Origin of the sequence: Enterococcus sp. DIV2371 (genome assembly GCF_050498525.1) — a bacterium.
GTDB classification, from domain to species: domain Bacteria; phylum Bacillota; class Bacilli; order Lactobacillales; family Enterococcaceae; genus Enterococcus_B; species Enterococcus_B mangumiae.
This window is the reverse complement of the sequence record NZ_JBIPAJ010000001.1, coordinates 3,024,117-3,046,231: the sequence shown is the minus strand read 5'-3', so window position 1 is coordinate 3,046,231 and position 22,115 is coordinate 3,024,117. Positions and strand designations below refer to the sequence as shown.

The following is a 22,115-nucleotide window of genomic DNA, read 5'->3' as shown; positions in this document are numbered from 1 at the left end:
AAGGGGCTGGACCTTTGGATCATAAAGAAATGCGTCAAGTGATGCATGGTGCTTTTGTGTTGACGCTTGCTTCCTTTATAGCAAAAGTCCTCAGCGCACTGTATCGGATTCCATTGCAAAACTTAGTGGGCGATGAAGGGTTTTATGTCTATCAACAAGTCTATCCCATTTATGGTATTGCGATGACATTAGCTTTGTCAGGCTTGCCTCAATTCATCTCTAAATATGTCGCAGAAAAAAAAGACCCTTTTGAACAAAAACAAGCATTGAAAAATCTTTATCCTCTTGTTTTTTGGTCAGGCTTTTTACTCTGGCTCTTCGTCTTTTCGTTTAGCCATTGGATCGCCATCATGATGGGCGACCAACAATTGATGCCATTGATTCGGATCGTTTCGTTCACATTCCTGTTGATGCCAGGGCTATCATATTACCGTGGGAATTTCCAAGGTCGGTTTTTAATGGAGCCAACGGCGGTCTCGCAAGTCGTTGAACAACTGGTTCGGGTAGCAATCATCGTTTTTAGTGCGATCGCCTTTAAACGTTTCGGCTGGACAGTCTACCAAACAGGAACAGCAGCGATGAGTGGCGCAGTTTTTGGCGGTGTATGCGCATATGGTATATTGTATTATTATGAGCAAAAAATTCATGGTGGTGCATTGAGTTTTGGTCATTTTCCAATTTTTAAAAAGCCAGCAAAGCCACTTATTCGTCGCTTCCTGATTGAAGGAGGATTAGTATCCATTTATAGTGGTTTGTTGATCTTTTTCCAATTGATTGATTCTTTTTTTGTTAAGAATGCTTTACAAATCTATGGTTTATCCGAACAAGCATCTAAAATAGCTAAAGGAGTATACGATCGTGGGCAACCATTAGTTCAATTAGGTTTAGTCATTGCTACGGCTTTAAGTGCCACGTTCTTACCTGCACTGACACGCTATCTAACGAGTACAGTCAAAAGTCAATTCTACTCGACTGCAAAAATTTACTTGCGTTTGACGACGGCGCTAGCGTTAGCAGCTTCCGTTGGTTTAGCGGTACTACTACCTTATATCAATTACGCGTTGTTTAAAGATTATGCTGGAAATACAACACTAGTGCTGTTTGTTTTTTCGATTGGCTTGACTGCAATCATCCAATCGTATCAAAGCATTGCTCAAAGTAAAAACTCTTTCCGCCCCTCACTAAAGGGGGCAGGTTGGGGATTGCTTGCTAAGGCGTTAGCAACACCGCTTCTTACGAGTTACTTAGGAACAGTCGGTGCCAGCTTATCCACACTGCTTGGATTGGCAGTGACTTTATGGTATTTTGTCCATACAGAAACCGCAGCGATCAATAGTTTTTGGCGGGAGCGAAAATTTGGTAAAAAATTGCTCCAATGTCTAGGCTGTATGATTCTAGCGTTGTTTTTGTATTATGGCTTCTTAAACTTATTATTTGGTCCAGTCAGCCATCGCTCGACCGCTCTTTTTGCCAGTCTAGGTGGCGTGGTGATCGGCGTCGTCACATTTGTGTATGCGGTGATCTGGACAAAATTATTTACGATCCGCGAATGGTTATTACTGCCATTTGGTAAGAAAATCTTACGTTTGAAAAAAATAAAAAAATAAAAATAAAAAGTGAGGACATGAGATGCGACTAGATAAATTTTTAAAAATCTCGCGAATCATTAAGCGCCGTTCTGTCGCTAAGGAAGTGGCAGATAAAGGAAGAATCAAAATCAATGGGAAATTAGCGAAATCTTCCAGTGATGTCAAGGTTGGTGACCAGTTAGAAATCCAATTTGGTAACAAAACGATGGAGATCAAAGTAGTAGAATTGCATGAGTCAACAAAAAAAGAAGACGCACAAAAAATGTATGAAATCTTGTCAGAAACACGAGTACAAAACTCAAGCGAAATTGATTAGACAAGCATTCATGATGTTGGTATAATAAAGAATGACAAGCAAAAAAGATTGGAGCGAATACAGGTGGCAAACAAAAGCAATAAAATCGCTGCATTAGACACAGAGTATGCAAAGAAAAAATATGTCGAATTCCAACAGCAACAACGCCAATTGATTTTTCGTAGACGCAGGTTAGCAGCCATCTTTTTAGGTGCTTTGGTCATTTTCGCTGTAATAGGTTTCCAAATTTTCAATGATATGCAACGAATGAATCATTTGAACGAATTAAAAGTCGAGGCGGATACAGAGTTACGACAAATCAACAAAGACGTGGATCAACTCACAGAAGACGTCAAATTGCTTAAAGATGAAGATTACGTAGCGAAACTTGCTAGAAGCAAATATTTCTATTCAAAAGAGGGAGAGCAAGTTTACCCGATCCTTGAATCTACGACCAATAATTCAGCAGATAACGATGAACAAACAACGAGTTCAACAACTGCCCAATAAGCAGTAATATAAAAAAAGGGAAATAATTAGGAGGAACATTTTTTTTATGTCAATCGAGGTAGGAGCAAAACTGCAAGGAAAAGTTTCAGGAATCACAAATTTTGGCGCATTTATTGATTTAGGAGCTGGTAAAACAGGGTTAGTTCATATCAGTGAAGTATCAAACGGTTATATCAAAGATATTCATGATGTATTGAGCGTTGGTGATGAGGTAACAGTCAAAGTCATTACAGTCAATGATGATGGGAAAATCGGTTTATCTATCCGTAAAGCACAAGAGCAACCAGTAGAAACTAATGATGAAAATCGTCAAAAGAGATATCCACAAAAAGAAACTCGAGATAATCGAGGACGCGCACCGCAGAAAAAATCTTTTTCTCGCAGCCAACCTTCCAATACAAAAGAAGACTTCGATTCATTGATGAGCTCATTTTTAAAAGATAGCGATGATCGATTGACTTCCTTAAAACGCAACACAGAAGGAAAACGCGGAGGCCGTGGCGGTCGCCGTAGCTAAGCAAGCGAAATTGAAGGGCAGGCAATTGTCACAGACTTTTGTCCGCCCTTTTTATTTTGTGAAAGGATGTGAGACCAATGGAAATCGAAGCAACAAAAAAAGTACGTCAATTCAAGCAAGCGTTTATGCAAAAAGGATTACGTAGCGGATATTGGTCTGAAGATGCACGGATTTTAGTTGCTGTGTCCGGTGGTGTCGATTCCATGGTGCTTCTTGATTGCTTGTTAGCAGTCCAAAAGGAAGTGGGTTTTCATTTAGGGGTTGTCCATATCGATCATCAGTTGCGGGCTATTTCTGCCCAAGAAGCAGCATTTCTTGAAACGTTTTGTCGAGAAAAAAATCTTTCTTTTCACCTGGGAGTATGGCAACAGCCAGCTGAACAAGGCATCGAAACAGCAGCTAGAGCGTTTCGATATCAAACATTTAAGCAACTCATGCGACAAGAACATTACGATACATTGATGACTGCACACCATGGAGATGATCAAATGGAGACGATCTTGATGAAAATTATCCGTGGCGGACAGCTCGGTACGTATGCAGGAATCAAGGAAAGCCAATCTTTTTCCAATGGCCGACTCATCCGACCATTACTTTCATTTAGTAAAGAAGAATTGTATGCGTATGCGGAAGCGGAAGATCTACCTTTTTTCGAGGATCACACAAACCAAGAATTAAACGTGCAACGCAATCGTCTTCGTCATTTAGTCGTTCCGCAATTGAAAAAAGAAAATACACAGACCATGGCTCATTTTCGGAAATTTTCGCAACAGCTCCAATGGGCAGAACAGTTTATCCGTAAAAGTACGCAGCAGATAATTACGCAACACTTGATGCATGAAGAGAATGGCTTTTCTATGCCTTGGCAGGTGATCGATGGTCTGGCATCGTTTGAACGTTATTTCTTTTTTTACACATTTTTTGATTATGTGTTTCCGACGACGAAAGTAACGATCAAAGAAAAACAGATCGATACGTTATTGCGACAATGCGATCAATCCGCAGGGCAATGGCAGTTCGATATGGGAAAACGCTGGGTGATTGAACGATCTTATGAAGTATTTCGTCTTTATGAAAAAAAAGTTGCACAACCAAATGTCAGCGAACACACCCCGCTGAGAATCACACCAAATCTCCCTATTCAATTAGGGGAATCAGAATGGTTAGGGGTCTATACGCCAGATCAACTTCCAGACATAAGTTTGGATGAAACAGTTGAAGTGTTCACACATGATCTCTGGTTACCAGCAGAACAAGAACTCTGGATCGATCGCCGACAACCTGGAGATCGGATCCAATTGACGGAGACGTTGAACAAGAAAGTATCAAGATATTTTATCGATAAAAAAATATCTGTTGCTCAACGAGCGAATTCATGGGTTATTATAGATAAAGGGAGAAATCTATGGAGTCTAGTCCCTTTTGTCCATTCTTATTTGAGTATTGGTGTAGAAACTGATAAAATACACTACATACTTCTTTACAAATATCAAAAAGAAGCAATTGGAAGGAGAACCTGATGTTAGAAAAAGATATCGAGAGAGTATTGATCACGCAAGAGGAGATACAAGTTCGTTGTAAAGAACTAGGAAAAGAATTAACTGAAAATTATCAAGATAAAAATCCGTTGGTTGTTGGCGTATTGAAAGGTGCTGTACCATTTATGGCGGATATCATCCGTTCAATCGATGCCTACCTAGAATTGGATTTTATGGATGTTTCAAGTTACGGGAACGCAACTGTTTCATCAGGTGAAGTAAAAATCGTGAAAGACTTGGATACGAATGTGGAAGGCCGCGATCTATTGATCGTCGAAGATATCATCGATAGCGGAAGAACACTGGCTTATTTAGTCGATCTATTTAAATATCGTAAAGCAAACTCAGTCAAAATTGTGACACTCCTTGACAAACCTGAAGGAAGAGTCGTAGATATCGAAGCGGATTATATTGGGTTCAACGTACCGAATGAGTTTGTTGTAGGTTACGGATTGGATTATGCAGAAGCTTACCGAAACCTTCCATATATCGGTGTACTAAAACCGAGCGTTTATCAATCAAATTAATCATCTATCTCCAATAAATTATGGTACAATAGTATGGTCAGGATTGATAAAAGTTTTATCAAGTAAAAATAACGCATAGGGAGGACAACTATGAACAAAAAAAACAATGGCATGATGAAAAATGCCTTGTATTATGTCCTCGTAATCTTAGCGATGGTAATGGTCGTCTACTTTATTTTTGGTAACAATGGCCAACGGTCGTCAGATATCGAGTACTCAAAATTCACTGAACAATTACAAGAAGGCAAAATCAAAAACTTTGAGGTACAACCAGCAAATGGTGTGTACAAGATCTCAGGGGAATACAAAGAGCAACAGACAGTTGCAAATAGTGGAGGGCTATCGATCCTAGGTACTACCGAAACATCGACTACTCACTTCACAACGATCATTTTGCCAAATGATACAACATTGAGCCAAGTCACAGAGTTGGCTAAAGACAACAATGTCGCAACTACGATCAAAGAAGAATCAAGCAGTGGCGTATGGGTATCACTCCTATTAAGCTTCTTACCGATCGTCATCATCGTCTTTTTCTTCTATATGATGATGGGACAACAAGGTGGCGGCGGAGGCGGCGGAGGCCGTGTCATGAACTTTGGAAAATCCAAAGCGAAAGAAGCGGACAAAAAAGCCAACCGCGTTCGTTTCTCTGACGTAGCAGGCGCGGAAGAAGAGAAACAAGAACTTGTCGAAGTCGTTGAATTCCTAAAAGATCCAAGACGCTTCATTGAATTAGGCGCGCGTATCCCAGCCGGAGTTCTTTTAGAAGGACCTCCAGGAACAGGTAAAACATTGTTAGCAAAAGCTGTTGCCGGTGAAGCTGGCGTACCGTTCTACTCAATCTCTGGTTCAGACTTTGTTGAGATGTTTGTTGGGGTCGGTGCAAGCCGAGTGCGTGACTTATTTGAAACTGCGAAAAAGAATGCTCCAGCTATCATCTTTATTGATGAAATCGATGCTGTCGGACGTCAACGTGGCGCTGGTATGGGTGGCGGACACGATGAACGTGAACAAACATTGAACCAATTGCTAGTTGAAATGGATGGATTTGACGGAAACGAAGGCGTGATCGTGATCGCGGCGACAAACCGTTCCGACGTATTAGATCCAGCCTTGCTTCGTCCAGGACGTTTTGACCGTCAAATTTTAGTTGGTCGTCCAGACGTGAAAGGCCGTGAAGCGATTCTACGAGTTCACGCAAGAAACAAACCAATTGCTGACGATGTTGATTTGAAAGTTGTCGCACAACAAACACCAGGTTTTGCTGGTGCTGATTTAGAAAACGTCTTGAACGAAGCGGCATTAGTTGCTGCTCGTCGAAACAAGAAGAAAATCGATGCTTCTGATATCGATGAAGCAGAAGATCGCGTAATTGCAGGTCCTGCGAAGAAAGACCGTGTCATCAGCAAACGCGAACGCGAAATGGTTGCTTACCATGAAGCAGGTCATACGATCGTTGGGCTTGTCTTGAGTCGTGCCCGTGTCGTTCATAAAGTAACGATCATCCCACGTGGACGTGCCGGCGGATATATGATCGCCTTGCCAAAAGAAGATCAATTCTTAATGACCAAAGAAGACATGTTTGAACAAATCGTTGGGTTGCTAGGCGGACGTACGGCAGAAGAAATCATCTTCAACGTACAATCTACCGGAGCATCAAATGACTTTGAGCAAGCAACTGCATTAGCAAGAAGCATGGTCACAGAATACGGTATGAGTGATCGTTTAGGACCTGTTCAATATGAAGGAAACCACCAAGTATTCGTAGGTCGTGATTACGGTCAAACAAAAGCATACTCAGAACAAGTTGCTTTTGAGATCGATCAAGAAGTTCGTAAGATCTTGATGGAAGCACATCAAAAAGCGCATGAAATCATCGAAGCGCATCGTGCACAACACAAATTGATTGCAGAAAAACTGCTTGAATTTGAAACATTGGATGCTAAAGCAATCAAATCTCTCTTTGAAAAAGGTGTTATGCCTGAAGGAGCAGAATCAGCAGACTTCCCAAGTGAAAAAGAAGCACAAACGTTTGAAGAAGCGAAACGTGCCTTGGAAGAAAAAGATGCAGAAAAACAAGCAGAAGAAAAACATGATTTTGAGGAATCTGAAAAAGAGTTGAATGATGAAAATCAATCAACTTCAACAGACGAACAAAATCATCCAGAAGATCGCTAGTATTAACGAAAGGAGCTATGACGAAAGTTATAGCTCCTTTTTTTGTGTCTGAAACAAACGATTAAGAAATATTTTACAAATTCATAAGTTGAAAAATTTGGAACTTACTAGTATGATTCACTATGAGTTTTAAAATCGGGAAATGAGGTACATACAAATGGAAGATTATTTAGTAAAGGCGTTAGCCAGTGATGGCTTTGTTCGCGCATATGCCGTTCGTGCAACCAATACTGTTTCAGAGGCACAAAAACGTCATGATACTTGGCATACATCATCAGCAGCATTAGGTCGTGCATTAGTCGGCAGTCTGCTTCTAGGAGCTACCGTTAAAGGAGAAGATAAGTTGACCGTGCGTATCCAAGGAGACGGCCCAGCGAATGGAATCGTTGTTGATGCGAATGGTAAAGGGGATGTCAAAGGCTATATCAACAATCCGCATCTAAGTTTACCGCTAAATGCAGAAGGAAAAATCGACGTACGTGGGGCAGTGGGAACACAAGGGATGTTCAGTGTAACGAAAGATTTAGGATTGAAAGAACCTTTCTCAGGTCAAACACCGATTGTTTCTGGGGAACTAGCCGAAGATTTTACGTACTATTTAGCAATTTCAGAACAAATCCCATCAGCAGTAGGATTGAGTGTATTGGTCAATACAGACGATAGCATCAAAACAGCCGGCGGGTTTATGATCCAGATCATGCCAGGGGCAGACGAAGAAACGATTGCGAAAATCGAGGAACAATTAAAAACAACGCCACGTATCTCTACCCTTTTAGATGAAGGTTTGACGCCTGAAGAAATCTTGCAAGGGTTGTTAGGGACAGACGAGCTGCAAGTGTTAGAAAAAATGCCTGTGCAGTTCAAATGTGATTGCTCCAAAGAAAAATTTAGCGAAGCAATCATCGCATTAGGGGCAACGGAAATCCAATCAATGATCGATGAAGATCATGGTGCAGAAGCAGTTTGCTCATTTTGTAATAATAAATATACCTACTCAGAACAAGAACTAGCATCATTGAAGGCAGAAGCCTTAGGAGGAATCTAAGTGGATCACACATGGAAAATCGGTAATGTTGAAATCCCAAACCGTGTCGTTGTCGCTCCTATGGCAGGAATCACGAACGCTGCTTTTCGTGTAACCGTCAAAGAATTTGGGGCAGGTATGGTGGTTTGTGAGATGATCAGTGACCAAGGCATCCATTTCCGCAACAAAAAAACATTGGAAATGCTCCATATCGACGAGACAGAACATCCGTTAAGTCTACAAATATTTGGTGGGAATAAAGACACGTTGGTAGAAGCAGCACAATTTGTTGAGAAGCATACTACAGCAGACATCATTGATATCAACATGGGATGTCCAGTCAATAAAATCATTAAAGCAGAAGCAGGTGCGAAGTGGTTATTAGATCCTGATAAAGTCTATGAAATGGTCCATGCGGTTGCTTCAGCAGTCGATGTACCAGTTACTGTAAAAATGCGTATTGGCTGGGACGAGGAGCATGTCTTCGCTGTTGAGAACGCATTAGCTGCTCAAGCCGCAGGTGCCGGTGCAGTAGCCATGCACGGACGTACTCGCGTACAAATGTATGAGGGGAAAGCCAATTGGGAAGTATTGAAAGAAGTCAAAAAGCAATTAACGATCCCATTTATGGGGAATGGTGATGTGAAAACGCCAGAGGATGCGAAACGCATGTTGGAGTATGTAGGTGCAGATGGTGTGATGATCGGACGAGCGGCGTTAGGGAATCCGTGGATGATCCACCGCACACAACATTACCTAGAAACTGGAGAACTGATTCCTGAGCCAACAGCACGTGAAAAGATCGCCACGGCGAAACTACATCTAGAACGTTTAGTTGATCTAAAAGGAGAAACGATCGCCTGTCGTGAATTTCGTACACATGCTTCTTACTATCTAAAAGGTGTCTCGCGTGCAGCGAAAATCAAATTAGCGATCAACAAGACAGAAAAACAGCATGAAATCAATGGACTGCTGGATCAATTAGTTGAAAAAAGCGAAAAATTATCACTTCAATCATAGGAAGTCATTCTAAGTTTTTTGTGAAATTCAAGCCGAAACGTCAAGTTCGGCTTGCTTTTTTTTCGTTTCATTGGCATTATAAGGAAGAGAATAAGATGAGAATGGAGGAACTTTTGTGACTGAGGAACAACAAAATCAATTAGAAGATTTAAACGATCAAATGATTGTTCGTCGTGAAAAAATGGAGCAATTGAGAGAGAATGGGATCGATCCATTTGGTAAGCGATTTGAACGTACGCATAACTCACAAGAATTGCACGAACTATTTGATCCACGTACAAAAGAAGAATTAGCGGAAATGGCATTGACAGCTAGCGTTGCTGGTCGTATGATGACACGCCGTGGAAAAGGAAAAGCTGGCTTTGCTCATCTCCAAGACAGAGAAGGCCAAATCCAAATCTACGTCCGTAAAGACCGAGTGGGTGACGAAGCTTATGAAGTATTCAAGCACGCCGACTTAGGAGATTTCTTCGGTGTAACTGGTGAAATCATGAAAACTGATACAGGTGAGGTATCGATCAAAGCCTCTGAAATCGTCATCTTATCAAAAGCACTTCGTCCGTTACCAGATAAATATCATGGCTTGACGAACATTGAACAACGATACAGACAACGTTACCTTGATTTAGTAAGTAACAGAGAAAGTTTTGACCGCTTCATGAAACGTAGTCAAATCATCAGCGAGATCCGTCGTTATTTAGACGGTAATGGCTATATCGAAGTCGAAACACCAGTCTTACACAATGAAGCTGGTGGCGCAGCAGCACGTCCGTTTATCACGCATCATAATGCGTTAGACATGGATCTATATCTACGTATTGCATTAGAGCTTCATTTAAAACGTCTGATCGTAGGTGGTATGGAAAAAGTTTATGAAATCGGCCGCGTCTTCCGTAATGAAGGAATCGATACGACGCACAACCCTGAATTTACGATGCTTGAAGCATATACTGCCTATACTGATTTCCAAGATGTGATGAACTTGACAGAAGGGATCATTCGCAATGCCGCTGAAAAAGTACTAGGAACAGCTAAAATCACTTACGCAGGTCAAGCGGTTGACTTAGAGAGTGATTTCAAACGTGTGCATATGGTCGATGCGATCAAAGAACATACTGGTGTTGATTTCTGGAAAGAAATGACATTAGAAGAAGCACTAGCAATTGCAAAAGAACATCAAGTTGAAGTGACGGAAGCAATGGGTGTCGGTCACGTCATCAATGAGTTCTTTGAAGCGTTTGTCGAAGAGACATTAGTGCAACCTACGTTTGTCTATGGACATCCAGTAGAAGTTTCTCCGTTAGCAAAGAAAAATCCAGAAGACCCACGTTTTACAGATCGTTTCGAATTATTCATCACAGGAAAAGAATTTGCGAATGCCTTTACTGAGTTGAATGATCCAATCGACCAAAGAGAACGTTTTGAAGCACAAGAAAAAGAACGTGAGCTTGGAAATGATGAAGCACATGGATTAGATGAAGACTTCTTAGAAGCATTAGAATACGGTATGCCACCAACCGGCGGACTAGGTATCGGAATTGACCGTCTAGTAATGTTGTTGACGGATGCGCAATCGATTCGTGACGTATTGTTATTCCCAACTATGCGTTAAATCTGTAACTAGGCTAAGGAATATCAAATTCAAAAAATCAAACCGGTGCTATTTAGAAATGATTTTATTTCTGGATAGCACCGGTTTATTTTTTTTAAGGCTAAAGAAAGTAGATTTTTCGATGGGGAAGTTGTCGTAAATAGAATGAAAAATATTGTTTCGTATTGAACGTATGATGTCTTTAAAATAAAAAAAACGTCACCATGGGGAAATGGAATCTATTTGCAATAAGCTAACAGAATTACAATGCCGAATGATCGAAGGAGATTGAGGTCTATATCATCTTTTGAATGCTGTAAAAGCGAACGATGATTAGCGTGAACAAGCACAACAATCGTATAACGAAAAAACTTAGAAAAACACAAAAAAATTCGTTGACCAATAAGATTTTAGTTGGTATATTATTATTTGTTCAAAAGTTAAGTTGATTAACTTCTGAATGATCATAAAAAAGTTCTTGACGTGTGGTTCAACACATGATAAGATAACCGAGTCGCTTGTGAACGGCAATAGCTAAACGTTGATTTCATAAAGGAAAAAACAAAAAAAGTTGTTGACAAATAACAAACGATAAGTTATGATAAGTGAGTTGCTGAAACGGTCTCGTGGATAACGAGTGCGAAAAACTTTTAAAAAATAGTTGACAATCAATCGAGAGTTTGCTAAGATATAAAAGTTGCTACGGCAATCACAAACGATAAACGAAACAGTTGTGTTTCATTTATCATGTAGACCTTTGAAAACTGAACAAAGTAAGACAAACCAAATGTGTAGGGCGTCTTGATCAATTCAAGACAACAAACATTTTTAACAAGCAAGCAATATGCTAGCAAACAAATTGAGCTTAACAATCGAAAGATTGTTCTAACTTTTATTATGAGAGTTTGATCCTGGCTCAGGACGAACGCTGGCGGCGTGCCTAATACATGCAAGTCGAACGCTTCTTTTTCCACCGGAGCTTGCTCCACCGGAAAAAGAGGAGTGGCGAACGGGTGAGTAACACGTGGGTAACCTGCCCATCAGAAGGGGATAACACTTGGAAACAGGTGCTAATACCGTATAACAATCGAAACCGCATGGTTTCGGTTTGAAAGGCGCTTTACGGTGCCGCTGATGGATGGACCCGCGGTGCATTAGCTAGTTGGTGAGGTAACGGCTCACCAAGGCCACGATGCATAGCCGACCTGAGAGGGTGATCGGCCACATTGGGACTGAGACACGGCCCAAACTCCTACGGGAGGCAGCAGTAGGGAATCTTCGGCAATGGACGAAAGTCTGACCGAGCAACGCCGCGTGAGTGAAGAAGGTTTTCGGATCGTAAAACTCTGTTGTTAGAGAAGAACAAGGGTGAGAGTAACTGTTCACCCCTTGACGGTATCTAACCAGAAAGCCACGGCTAACTACGTGCCAGCAGCCGCGGTAATACGTAGGTGGCAAGCGTTGTCCGGATTTATTGGGCGTAAAGCGAGCGCAGGCGGTTTCTTAAGTCTGATGTGAAAGCCCCCGGCTCAACCGGGGAGGGTCATTGGAAACTGGGAGACTTGAGTGCAGAAGAGGAGAGTGGAATTCCATGTGTAGCGGTGAAATGCGTAGATATATGGAGGAACACCAGTGGCGAAGGCGGCTCTCTGGTCTGTAACTGACGCTGAGGCTCGAAAGCGTGGGGAGCAAACAGGATTAGATACCCTGGTAGTCCACGCCGTAAACGATGAGTGCTAAGTGTTGGAGGGTTTCCGCCCTTCAGTGCTGCAGCTAACGCATTAAGCACTCCGCCTGGGGAGTACGACCGCAAGGTTGAAACTCAAAGGAATTGACGGGGGCCCGCACAAGCGGTGGAGCATGTGGTTTAATTCGAAGCAACGCGAAGAACCTTACCAGGTCTTGACATCCTTTGACCACTCTAGAGATAGAGCTTCCCCTTCGGGGGCAAAGTGACAGGTGGTGCATGGTTGTCGTCAGCTCGTGTCGTGAGATGTTGGGTTAAGTCCCGCAACGAGCGCAACCCTTATTGTTAGTTGCCATCATTTAGTTGGGCACTCTAGCAAGACTGCCGGTGACAAACCGGAGGAAGGTGGGGATGACGTCAAATCATCATGCCCCTTATGACCTGGGCTACACACGTGCTACAATGGGAAGTACAACGAGTCGCGAAGTCGCGAGGCTAAGCTAATCTCTTAAAGCTTCTCTCAGTTCGGATTGTAGGCTGCAACTCGCCTACATGAAGCCGGAATCGCTAGTAATCGCGGATCAGCACGCCGCGGTGAATACGTTCCCGGGCCTTGTACACACCGCCCGTCACACCACGAGAGTTTGTAACACCCGAAGTCGGTGAGGTAACCTTTTGGAGCCAGCCGCCTAAGGTGGGATAGATGATTGGGGTGAAGTCGTAACAAGGTAGCCGTATCGGAAGGTGCGGCTGGATCACCTCCTTTCTAAGGAATATTACGGAGACTACACACGTTTGTCGATACTTTGTTCAGTTTTGAGAGGTCTACTCTCAAAACTTTTGTTCATTGAAAACTGGATATTGAAGTAAAAATGTAAGCAATACAAACCGAGAACACCGCGTTGAATGAGTTTTTTAATAAGTTCAATTGCTTATTTTTCTTGATTGGACTTCTATCGCTAGAAGAAAGATCAAAACCCAACCGTAAGGTTGATAAGGTTAAGTGAATAAGGGCGCACGGTGGATGCCTTGGCACTAGGAGCCGATGAAGGACGGGACTAACACCGATATGCTTTGGGGAGCTGTACGTAAGCTATGATCCAGAGATTTCCGAATGGGGGAACCCAGCATCTTTTATAGGATGTTACGTATACGTGAATACATAGCGTATACGAGGTAGACGCAGAGAACTGAAACATCTAAGTACCTGCAGGAAGAGAAAGAAAATTCGATTCCCTGAGTAGCGGCGAGCGAAACGGGAAAAGCCCAAACCAATGAGCTTGCTCATTGGGGTTGTAGGACTCCGATCTGGTAGTTCTTTCAGATAGTCGAATGACTTGGAAAAGTCAGTCAAAGAGGGTGAAAGCCCCGTAGACGAAATTTGGAAGGCACCTAGGAGGATCCTGAGTACGGCGGAACACGAGGAATTCCGTCGGAATCCGGGAGGACCATCTCCCAAGGCTAAATACTCCCTAGTGACCGATAGTGAACCAGTACCGTGAGGGAAAGGTGAAAAGCACCCCGGAAGGGGAGTGAAATAGAACCTGAAACCGTGTGCCTACAACAAGTCAAAGCCCGTTAATGGGTGATGGCGTGCCTTTTGTAGAATGAACCGGCGAGTTACGATTGCATGCGAGGTTAAGTTGAAGAGACGGAGCCGCAGCGAAAGCGAGTCTGAATAGGGCGTTTGAGTATGTAGTCGTAGACCCGAAACCATGTGATCTACCCATGTCCAGGTTGAAGGTGCGGTAAAACGCACTGGAGGACCGAACCCACGTACGTTGAAAAGTGCGGGGATGAGGTGTGGGTAGCGGAGAAATTCCAAACGAACTTGGAGATAGCTGGTTCTCTCCGAAATAGCTTTAGGGCTAGCCTCGGAATTGAGAATGATGGAGGTAGAGCACTGTTTGGACTAGGGGCCCATCTCGGGTTACCGAATTCAGATAAACTCCGAATGCCATTCATTCATATCCGGGAGTCAGACTGTGAGTGATAAGATCCATAGTCGAAAGGGAAACAGCCCAGACCACCAGCTAAGGTCCCAAAATATATGTTAAGTGGAAAAGGATGTGGGGTTGCACAGACAACTAGGATGTTGGCTTAGAAGCAGCCACCATTTAAAGAGTGCGTAATAGCTCACTAGTCGAGTGACCCTGCGCCGAAAATGTACCGGGGCTAAACATATTACCGAAGCTGTGGAGTACACCTTTAGGTGTATTGGTAGGAGAGCGTTCTAAGGGCGTTGAAGGTAGATCGTGAGGACTGCTGGAGCGCTTAGAAGTGAGAATGCCGGTATGAGTAGCGAAAGACAGGTGAGAATCCTGTCCACCGAATGACTAAGGTTTCCTGGGGAAGGCTCGTCCGCCCAGGGTTAGTCGGGACCTAAGCCGAGGCCGACAGGCGTAGGCGATGGACAACAGGTTGATATTCCTGTACTCGTTGTTTTTGTTTGAGCAATGGAGGGACGCAGGAGGCTAAGGAATGCAGACGATCGGAAATGTCTGTCCAAGCAGTAAGTCTTGATAGGAGTCAAATGCTTCTAACTTTAAGGACAAGCTGTGATGGGGAGGGAAATAATAGTACCGAAGTTCCTGACGTCACACTGCCGAGAAAAGCTTCTAGTGAGAAAACAATGACCCGTACCGCAAACCGACACAGGTAGTCGAGGAGAGAATCCTAAGGTGAGCGAGAGAACTCTCGTTAAGGAACTCGGCAAAATGACCCCGTAACTTCGGGAGAAGGGGTGCTGATCGTCAGATCAGCCGCAGTGAATAGGCCCAAGCGACTGTTTATCAAAAACACAGGTCTCTGCAAAATCGTAAGATGAAGTATAGGGGCTGACGCCTGCCCGGTGCTGGAAGGTTAAGAGGAGTGCTTAGCGTAAGCGAAGGTACGAATTGAAGCCCCAGTAAACGGCGGCCGTAACTATAACGGTCCTAAGGTAGCGAAATTCCTTGTCGGGTAAGTTCCGACCCGCACGAAAGGCGTAACGATTTGGGCACTGTCTCAACGAGAGACTCGGTGAAATTTTAGTACCTGTGAAGATGCAGGTTACCCGCGACAGGACGGAAAGACCCCATGGAGCTTTACTGTAGTTTGATATTGAGTGTCTGTACCGCATGTACAGGATAGGTAGGAGCCGTAGAAATCGGAACGCTAGTTTCGATGGAGGCGCTGGTGGGATACTACCCCTGCGTTATGGCCACTCTAACCCGCACCACTGATCGTGGTGGGAGACAGTGTCAGATGGGCAGTTTGACTGGGGCGGTCGCCTCCTAAAGAGTAACGGAGGCGCCCAAAGGTTCCCTCAGAATGGTTGGAAATCATTCGAAGAGTGTAAAGGCAGAAGGGAGCTTGACTGCGAGACCTACAAGTCGAGCAGGGACGAAAGTCGGGCTTAGTGATCCGGTGGTTCCGCATGGAAGGGCCATCGCTCAACGGATAAAAGCTACCCTGGGGATAACAGGCTTATCTCCCCCAAGAGTCCACATCGACGGGGAGGTTTGGCACCTCGATGTCGGCTCGTCGCATCCTGGGGCTGTAGTCGGTCCCAAGGGTTGGGCTGTTCGCCCATTAAAGCGGCACGCGAGCTGGGTTCAGAACGTCGTGAGACAGTTCGGTCCCTATCCGTCGCGGGCGTTGGAAATTTGAGAGGAGCTGTCCTTAGTACGAGAGGACCGGGATGGACTTACCGCTGGTGTACCAGTTGTTCTGCCAAGAGCATTGCTGGGTAGCTATGTAGGGAAGGGATAAACGCTGAAAGCATCTAAGTGTGAAGCCCACCTCAAGATGAGATTTCCCATTTCTTTAAGAAAGTAAGATCCCTGAGAGATGATCAGGTAGATAGGTCAGAAGTGGAAGTACAGTGATGTATGGAGCGGACTGATACTAATCGATCGAGGACTTAACCAAATAAAATTAAAAACTCGGAGAGTTTCTTACAAATACTTCAAATCCAGTTTTGAGTGAACAAGATTTACTCAGAAATAGATAACACCAAGTGTGGTGGCGATGGCGAGAAGGATACACCTGTAACCATGCCGAACACAGAAGTTAAGCTTCTTAGCGCCGATTGTAGTGAGGGGTTGCCCCTTGTGAGAGTAGGACGCCGCCGCGCTTTGTTATCTTTGGAGGTTTAGCTCAGCTGGGAGAGCATCTGCCTTACAAGCAGAGGGTCAGCGGTTCGATCCCGTTAACCTCCATATGAGCCGTTAGCTCAGTTGGTAGAGCATCTGACTTTTAATCAGAGGGTCACAGGTTCGAGCCCTGTACGGCTCATATTTTTGCGGGTGTGGCGGAATTGGCAGACGCACTAGATTTAGGATCTAGCGCCTTACGGCGTGGGGGTTCAAGTCCCTTCACCCGCATTATATGATTGTTTCTATTTTTTTACGCCGGCTTAGCTCAGTTGGTAGAGCATCTGATTTGTAATCAGAGGGTCGAGGGTTCAAGTCCTTTAGCCGGCATCGTAAATACGCGGAAATAGCTCAGTGGTAGAGCACCACCTTGCCAAGGTGGGGGTCGCGGGTTCGAACCCCGTTTTCCGCTTTGCCAAAGTACTACGTACTACGCGCCGGGGTGGCGGAACTGGCAGACGCACAGGACTTAAAATCCTGCGGTGAGTGATCACCGTACCGGTTCGATTCCGGTCCTCGGCATTACAAATATGCGCCCATAGCTCAATTGGATAGAGTGTTTGACTACGGATCAAAAGGTTAGGGGTTCGACTCCTCTTGGGCGCGTTAGTTTTACGGGAAGTAGCTCAGCTTGGTAGAGCACTTGGTTTGGGACCAAGGGGTCGCAGGTTCGAATCCTGTCTTCCCGATTAGTAAATAGTTTTAAGGGGCCTTAGCTCAGCTGGGAGAGCGCCTGCTTTGCACGCAGGAGGTCAGCGGTTCGATCCCGCTAGGCTCCATTTCATTTAAATAATGAATACTTTTTCTTCGCGGTGTAGCTCAGCTGGCTAGAGCGTCCGGTTCATACCCGGGAGGTCGGGGGTTCGATCCCCTCCGCCGCGATTATTTAAGAGCCTGGACCTTTAGCTCAGTTGGTTAGAGCAGACGGCTCATAACCGTCCGGTCGTAGGTTCGAGTCCTACAAGGTCCATAGCGACGTTGTATTTTCATACTGGAGGATTACCCAAGTCCGGCTGAAGGGAACGGTCTTGAAAACCGTCAGGCGGGTAAAACCGTGCAAGGGTTCGAATCCCTTATCCTCCTTTTTCATATTATCGCGGGATGGAGCAGTCTGGTAGCTCGTCGGGCTCATAACCCGAAGGTCGTAGGTTCAAATCCTGCTCCCGCAATTAAAAACTAAAAACATTGGTTCCGTGGTGTAGGGGTTAACATGCCTGCCTGTCACGCAGGAGATCGCGGGTTCGATTCCCGTCGGGACCGCCACGCGGGTGTAGTTTAGTGGTAAAACCACAGCCTTCCAAGCTGTTGTCGCGAGTTCGATTCTCGTCACCCGCTTTTAGTTTTTATGGGCCTATAGCTCAGCTGGTTAGAGCGCACGCCTGATAAGCGTGAGGTCGATGGTTCGAGTCCATTTAGGCCCATTTATTCAAAATCTTAATGGTTTTGGGGAAGTACTCAAGTGGCTGAAGAGGCGCCCCTGCTAAGGGTGTAGGTCGGGAAACCGGCGCGAGGGTTCAAATCCCTCCTTCTCCGTTTCATTTTTATCTGGCCCGTTGGTCAAGCGGTTAAGACACCGCCCTTTCACGGCGGTAACACGGGTTCGAATCCCGTACGGGTCATTAGCTTTATATTGGAGGATTACCCAAGTCCGGCTGAAGGGAACGGTCTTGAAAACCGTCAGGCGGGTAAAACCGTGCAAGGGTTCGAATCCCTTATCCTCCTTTTTCATATTATCGCGGGATGGAGCAGTCTGGTAGCTCGTCGGGCTCATAACCCGAAGGTCGTAGGTTCAAATCCTGCTCCCGCAATTAAAAACTAAAAACATTGGTTCCGTGGTGTAGGGGTTAACATGCCTGCCTGTCACGCAGGAGATCGCGGGTTCGATTCCCGTCGGAACCGTTTGGCTCGGTAGCTCAGTTGGTAGAGCAATGGATTGAAGCTCCATGTGTCGGCAGTTCGATTCTGTCCCGCGCCATACTGCGGGTGTAGTTTAGTGGTAAAACCACAGCCTTCCAAGCTGTTGTCGCGAGTTCGATTCTCGTCACCCGCTTTAGTTTTTAGGGGCCTATAGCTCAGCTGGTTAGAGCGCACGCCTGATAAGCGTGAGGTCGATGGTTCGAGTCCATTTAGGCCCATTAGTTTCATATTATTCACTGGCCCGTTGGTCAAGCGGTTAAGACACCGCCCTTTCACGGCGGTAACACGGGTTCGAATCCCGTACGGGTCATCGAAGATACTTCAAGTAAGTATCTTTTTTTTGTGCTAAAAATTGCAAAGACATGTTCACAAAGCATACAGCTAAGGCAGTTCTTAGATGTATGCTTTTTTAGCTTTTCCAAATCAGCGGATATATAAAACTAAATAAAACACTTAGCTAGAAGGAATTTTTTGTTTTTCTATCAGAATATTTCAGTAAACATAAACTTGAAATGCGGAAGTTACGTTCCCATCATATTTTTTCAAGCAGGGAATTTTTTATTTTGTTTTTCTATTGAATCTCTTTCCCTTATTTCTCTACTGTAAATTTTTACTATCCCTATTTTTAATGTTATAAATGAGTAATTTTTTCGTGATTTCAAAATAAATGGGTAAGTTTTATGGTAGTAATCACTATACTAGAAATAGACGTTTTGACCGAGCGTAGCCCGGCAAAGCTAACAATCATCTTTCCAATTTAGGTGTTGGATCATATGCATATGTGGCTTTGAGAATAGTAAAAATATTGATTATAGGAGAAAAATAATGGAGATAGAAGAAACGCTGAAAGATAATAGTAAAAATGAATTTAACCAAAAACTGGAGATATTAACTTTAGCACTCTCGCTAAAAGAAAGTAACCAACGGGTTGCTTCGCCAGAGTTTTATAAGGCATTGTATTCAACTTATATAAAAATGTTTGAGAATGATAAAGACCAGTTCTTTATTGCCAAAGAAAAGCAAGGAAAAGTGATTGAGTCGCTCAAACGATCGATGGCTTTTTATAACACCAATGATTCAACCTTTTTACAGAAAGCTTTTGATAAAATGACAAATAATGACCCAACAGATTTCATGCTTATCCCAAATTTGAACAGGCTAGATCAACAGGGGGAAATGTCACCTTACTATTGTGGATTGCTTCTCTATAAAAAAGAAAATGATTTATTTGTGGTCTACGTAGATCGTAAAGATCAGTTTGAGATAGGACAGGTATCTTATGCTAGGATTCCGGAAACAAAAATAGCAGACTTAAGCAAGTTGATTTCTCATGAGTGGAATGTATTAAATCCGGGCGCATTCTCTCTATTCAAAGATATCGAATTGATGTCAACTGGATTTAAAGGAATTCCTCCTTTGAATATGCCGATGCAAGGGATAGATGGTAAAATCAGTGCAGTAGAGGATGCTTTAAAGGTGGCATTATTCCACTGTGGTTCAGATATGTTTTCGTTAGATACTAATGAAAAGATCATACCTTTATGGAACAATAAAGTTACTGATGCATTTATAGAAATGCGTAAGAGGTTTCTTGAAGCTGTGAAAAGTGAGAATAAAGTGTGGAATGAACCGTTTGATTACATTTTTGACTTCTATTTATATCGTACAGGAAAGAGTAAAATCAATGAATTTTTACCTGATCTTAGTAATCGTGAATGGTGGGACAGGACGATTCAGCATGCTTTCGCAAATGATCCTTACATTCATGTATTGGAGAGTAGTAATGGACAAATCAATGCGATGGATGAAGAGCAACTCCAAAAAACGGTTGAGTGGGCTGTCAAGCCAATGGAAGTACTGTATGGAAAAAAGCTTAAACAAGTTGATAGTCATGAACTGAAAGATAGCCTCTATCTTGATGGGATATTGATCACAATGTATGAAGATCGCTTGGCGATGATCAAGAATCCTCAAGTAAAAGAAATGAATCAACGAAGCCTTTTACGATTGGAAGAACGGTACCAAGAGGTAAATAGAGAGATAAAGCAACGTGTCTTCCGTGAAAGAAAAAAAATTAATCTGGGAAGTAATAGTCATTGGCTAATGAAGCGGGTATCGAATATTGCGCCAACAAGTATCAATAAACTCTTCAAAAAAGAGAGTATAAATCAAAGTGAAATATATGATTTAAAAAAAAGGCTAGATATGTTGGCTTTAGTTTTGTCGCTCAAACCAAATAATAATGGTCATTTTTTTCCGGGAATGTATAAATTATTGATTCCGACCTATATTAAAATGCTAGAAAATGATCAAGATAGTTTTTTTATTGATAAAAAAAGAAAATCAAATATTGTTCAATCATTAAAACGGACGACAGAGGTTTACGAACTAAAGAAGGTAAAATATTTACAAAACATGTTTGAAAAACTGCGCAATAATGATCCTACAGACTTTGTGCTTTTACCAACTAGATTTCAACTATTAGACCCCAAAAAAAGTGGTCATGCGATTGGTTTGGTAGTTTATAAAAGAGATAATGAGTTTGTTGTTCTACAAGTAGATAAAGAGCAGTTTTTTGGTCGTGGTGCGGTCTCTTATGTAAAGGTCCTAGAGAGAAAAATCAAGGATCTGAGTCAAATACTGCTCTCTAAAAAAAATTATTATGATTTAAAGCCATATGGCATATTAAAAAATATCGAAGCAATTTCTCATAACTTCAAAGCAATTCCCTCAATAAAACTAGCGCGTCAAACAACTGGTAATTGTACGATTATTGAAATCGAAAGTACTTTGAAGATGATCCTATTCAATTGTAAGCAAGATATCTTTCGTTTGGACCCCTCTGAAATAGTTACGCCTAAATGGAATATGAGGATGCAGGAAATAGCAGCGTTAGAGATGAAGAAACGATTCCTTGCTGCAATGAAAGGGCCAAACCAAGATTGGAATAAAAATCTTGATCATGTGTTTGCTTATTATCTTCTTCGAAAACAAAAATCGAGACACTGGGGAGAAGCAGAAGCGCTGATAAACAAAAATCCTTGGTATACAAACATACGTCATTTGTTTCGTAACGATTTTTACATTTTAGAAATATGGAATAATGGTGGAAAGATTCCAGCTGAGTTTGATCAGCGTTTAAAAGAAAAAATCAACAAACTAATAGGACCAACAGGTATCTTGTTGAACAGAGAAATCAGTACAGTCGAGTTATTTGAATTGTATCGAGTATTGGCTGCTAATACACTTGAAGTGGAATTGTTACAAGCGAGACATCCGTATCTCAAAATCCCTATCGCAATCGCAATTGGAGATTATTATATGGCTTGCATAAAAGCAAAGAATGTTGAAATCGAAAGTGAGATCCGTCGACGTATCAACCTCGAACAAAAGAGATCTAGTCAGCAACTACACAATCAATCACTAGCTAAAGAGAACATACAGAAGCCAGCAAGAGAGGGAGCGAAAAGTCATTTTTCTTTAGCGTGTGAGCGGGTGAAACGATTAGCTGCATCTGAAAGGCAAGATGCAGAAAACAATGTAAGATTAAATAAAAAGGATTGTCTTGTAAAGTAAGCGCAAT

Annotated in this window: 11 protein-coding genes, 25 tRNA genes and 3 rRNA genes; all 39 read left to right on the top strand. The window is 43.0% G+C overall.

The genetic code is table 11. The features are described 5' to 3' along the window. Positions 1–14: 14 nt before the first annotated feature. The 39 genes from IGL24_RS14330 to IGL24_RS14140 all read left to right on the top strand — a co-directional run bounded on the left by IGL24_RS14330 (position 15) and on the right by IGL24_RS14140 (position 22,108). On the top strand, positions 15–1,607 hold the full coding sequence (locus IGL24_RS14330) for a putative polysaccharide biosynthesis protein (RefSeq protein WP_207699490.1): 1,593 nt from the start codon (positions 15–17) through the stop codon (positions 1,605–1,607). 22 nt (positions 1,608–1,629) lie between these two features. Beyond that, positions 1,630–1,905 (top strand): RNA-binding S4 domain-containing protein, encoded by a 276-nt coding sequence (locus tag IGL24_RS14325; RefSeq protein ID WP_207699491.1) that lies wholly within the window; start codon positions 1,630–1,632, stop codon positions 1,903–1,905. A gap of 63 nt (positions 1,906–1,968) precedes the next feature. Further along, on the top strand, positions 1,969–2,394 hold the full coding sequence (locus tag IGL24_RS14320; RefSeq protein ID WP_207699492.1) for an FtsB family cell division protein: 426 nt from the start codon (positions 1,969–1,971) through the stop codon (positions 2,392–2,394). A gap of 46 nt (positions 2,395–2,440) precedes the next feature. Further along, a complete protein-coding gene (locus IGL24_RS14315) occupies positions 2,441–2,911 on the top strand; it encodes a S1 domain-containing RNA-binding protein (protein WP_010734120.1) in 471 nt (156 codons plus the stop codon). A gap of 77 nt (positions 2,912–2,988) precedes the next feature. Next, complete coding sequence (gene tilS / locus IGL24_RS14310; RefSeq protein ID WP_207699493.1) at positions 2,989–4,431, top strand: tRNA lysidine(34) synthetase TilS; 1,443 nt, start codon at positions 2,989–2,991, stop codon at positions 4,429–4,431. Then, positions 4,431–4,976, top strand: a complete 546-nt coding sequence (hpt, locus tag IGL24_RS14305) for a hypoxanthine phosphoribosyltransferase (protein WP_010734122.1) — start codon at positions 4,431–4,433, stop codon at positions 4,974–4,976. Before tilS ends, hpt begins: the two co-directional genes overlap by 1 nt. 90 nt (positions 4,977–5,066) lie before the next feature. Further along, the gene (gene ftsH, locus IGL24_RS14300; protein ID WP_207115576.1) at positions 5,067–7,157 is read left to right on the top strand and encodes an ATP-dependent zinc metalloprotease FtsH; all 2,091 of its coding nucleotides are present in this window, start codon (positions 5,067–5,069) and stop codon (positions 7,155–7,157) included. A 157-nt stretch (positions 7,158–7,314) separates the two neighbouring features. After that, entirely contained in the window at positions 7,315–8,202 is an 888-nt protein-coding gene (hslO, locus tag IGL24_RS14295) for an Hsp33 family molecular chaperone HslO (RefSeq protein ID WP_207699494.1), read from the top strand. Then, complete coding sequence (dusB, locus tag IGL24_RS14290; RefSeq protein WP_207699495.1) at positions 8,203–9,201, top strand: tRNA dihydrouridine synthase DusB; 999 nt, start codon at positions 8,203–8,205, stop codon at positions 9,199–9,201. Positions 9,202–9,316: 115 nt separating this feature from the next. Beyond that, the gene (gene lysS, locus IGL24_RS14285; RefSeq protein WP_207699496.1) at positions 9,317–10,813 is read left to right on the top strand and encodes a lysine--tRNA ligase; all 1,497 of its coding nucleotides are present in this window, start codon (positions 9,317–9,319) and stop codon (positions 10,811–10,813) included. Between the two features lie 872 nt (positions 10,814–11,685). After that, a 16S ribosomal RNA gene (locus IGL24_RS14280) occupies positions 11,686–13,245 on the top strand. Positions 13,246–13,476: 231 nt separating this feature from the next. Continuing rightward, positions 13,477–16,391: ribosomal RNA gene (locus IGL24_RS14275) — 23S ribosomal RNA — on the top strand. 89 nt (positions 16,392–16,480) lie between these two features. After that, positions 16,481–16,596, top strand: a 5S ribosomal RNA gene (rrf, locus tag IGL24_RS14270). The 16S, 23S and 5S rRNA genes sit together here with 25 tRNA genes alongside, the layout of an rRNA operon. A gap of 12 nt (positions 16,597–16,608) precedes the next feature. Further along, positions 16,609–16,681, top strand: a tRNA-Val gene (locus IGL24_RS14265). A gap of 3 nt (positions 16,682–16,684) precedes the next feature. Further along, positions 16,685–16,757 (top strand) — tRNA-Lys (locus IGL24_RS14260). A 7-nt stretch (positions 16,758–16,764) separates the two neighbouring features. Then, positions 16,765–16,846 (top strand) — tRNA-Leu (locus IGL24_RS14255). Between the two features lie 26 nt (positions 16,847–16,872). Further along, positions 16,873–16,945, top strand: a tRNA-Thr gene (locus IGL24_RS14250). A gap of 10 nt (positions 16,946–16,955) precedes the next feature. Next, a tRNA-Gly gene (locus IGL24_RS14245) sits at positions 16,956–17,027 on the top strand. Between the two features lie 24 nt (positions 17,028–17,051). Then, a tRNA-Leu gene (locus IGL24_RS14240) sits at positions 17,052–17,137 on the top strand. Positions 17,138–17,147: 10 nt separating this feature from the next. Beyond that, positions 17,148–17,221 (top strand) — tRNA-Arg (locus IGL24_RS14235). Between the two features lie 9 nt (positions 17,222–17,230). After that, positions 17,231–17,304, top strand: a tRNA-Pro gene (locus tag IGL24_RS14230). Between the two features lie 17 nt (positions 17,305–17,321). Next, positions 17,322–17,394: transfer RNA gene (locus IGL24_RS14225), tRNA-Ala, on the top strand. A gap of 29 nt (positions 17,395–17,423) precedes the next feature. Further along, positions 17,424–17,497: transfer RNA gene (locus IGL24_RS14220), tRNA-Met, on the top strand. A 14-nt stretch (positions 17,498–17,511) separates the two neighbouring features. Then, positions 17,512–17,585: transfer RNA gene (locus tag IGL24_RS14215), tRNA-Ile, on the top strand. 23 nt (positions 17,586–17,608) lie between these two features. Continuing rightward, positions 17,609–17,698 (top strand) — tRNA-Ser (locus tag IGL24_RS14210). A 12-nt stretch (positions 17,699–17,710) separates the two neighbouring features. Continuing rightward, positions 17,711–17,784, top strand: a tRNA-Met gene (locus IGL24_RS14205). An 18-nt stretch (positions 17,785–17,802) separates the two neighbouring features. Beyond that, a tRNA-Asp gene (locus IGL24_RS14200) sits at positions 17,803–17,878 on the top strand. A gap of 1 nt (position 17,879) precedes the next feature. Beyond that, positions 17,880–17,950, top strand: a tRNA-Gly gene (locus IGL24_RS14195). Positions 17,951–17,962: 12 nt separating this feature from the next. Continuing rightward, positions 17,963–18,036: transfer RNA gene (locus IGL24_RS14190), tRNA-Ile, on the top strand. Between the two features lie 24 nt (positions 18,037–18,060). Then, a tRNA-Ser gene (locus IGL24_RS14185) sits at positions 18,061–18,148 on the top strand. A gap of 14 nt (positions 18,149–18,162) precedes the next feature. Then, a tRNA-Glu gene (locus tag IGL24_RS14180) sits at positions 18,163–18,234 on the top strand. Positions 18,235–18,247: 13 nt separating this feature from the next. Then, positions 18,248–18,337 (top strand) — tRNA-Ser (locus tag IGL24_RS14175). Positions 18,338–18,349: 12 nt separating this feature from the next. Then, positions 18,350–18,423: transfer RNA gene (locus IGL24_RS14170), tRNA-Met, on the top strand. A gap of 18 nt (positions 18,424–18,441) precedes the next feature. Continuing rightward, a tRNA-Asp gene (locus tag IGL24_RS14165) sits at positions 18,442–18,514 on the top strand. Positions 18,515–18,517: 3 nt separating this feature from the next. Then, positions 18,518–18,590 (top strand) — tRNA-Phe (locus IGL24_RS14160). Between the two features lie 4 nt (positions 18,591–18,594). Beyond that, positions 18,595–18,665 (top strand) — tRNA-Gly (locus IGL24_RS14155). 11 nt (positions 18,666–18,676) lie between these two features. Then, a tRNA-Ile gene (locus tag IGL24_RS14150) sits at positions 18,677–18,750 on the top strand. A gap of 20 nt (positions 18,751–18,770) precedes the next feature. Next, positions 18,771–18,842: transfer RNA gene (locus IGL24_RS14145), tRNA-Glu, on the top strand. 515 nt (positions 18,843–19,357) lie between these two features. Continuing rightward, a complete protein-coding gene (locus IGL24_RS14140) occupies positions 19,358–22,108 on the top strand; it encodes a hypothetical protein (RefSeq protein WP_207699346.1) in 2,751 nt (916 codons plus the stop codon). Positions 22,109–22,115: the final 7 nt, after the last annotated feature.

What these genes read in the sequence shown, in the direction of transcription:
- IGL24_RS14325 (WP_207699491.1), top strand. Translation starts at nt 1,630, where the DNA reads ATGCGACTAGATAAATTTTTAAAAATCTCGCGAATCATTAAGCGCCGT.
- IGL24_RS14315 (WP_010734120.1), top strand. Translation starts at nt 2,441, where the DNA reads ATGTCAATCGAGGTAGGAGCAAAACTGCAAGGAAAAGTTTCAGGAATC.
- tilS (WP_207699493.1), top strand. Translation starts at nt 2,989, where the DNA reads ATGGAAATCGAAGCAACAAAAAAAGTACGTCAATTCAAGCAAGCGTTT.
- hpt (WP_010734122.1), top strand. Translation starts at nt 4,431, where the DNA reads ATGTTAGAAAAAGATATCGAGAGAGTATTGATCACGCAAGAGGAGATA.
- ftsH (WP_207115576.1), top strand. Translation starts at nt 5,067, where the DNA reads ATGAACAAAAAAAACAATGGCATGATGAAAAATGCCTTGTATTATGTC.
- hslO (WP_207699494.1), top strand. Translation starts at nt 7,315, where the DNA reads ATGGAAGATTATTTAGTAAAGGCGTTAGCCAGTGATGGCTTTGTTCGC.
- IGL24_RS14140 (WP_207699346.1), top strand. Translation starts at nt 19,358, where the DNA reads ATGGAGATAGAAGAAACGCTGAAAGATAATAGTAAAAATGAATTTAAC.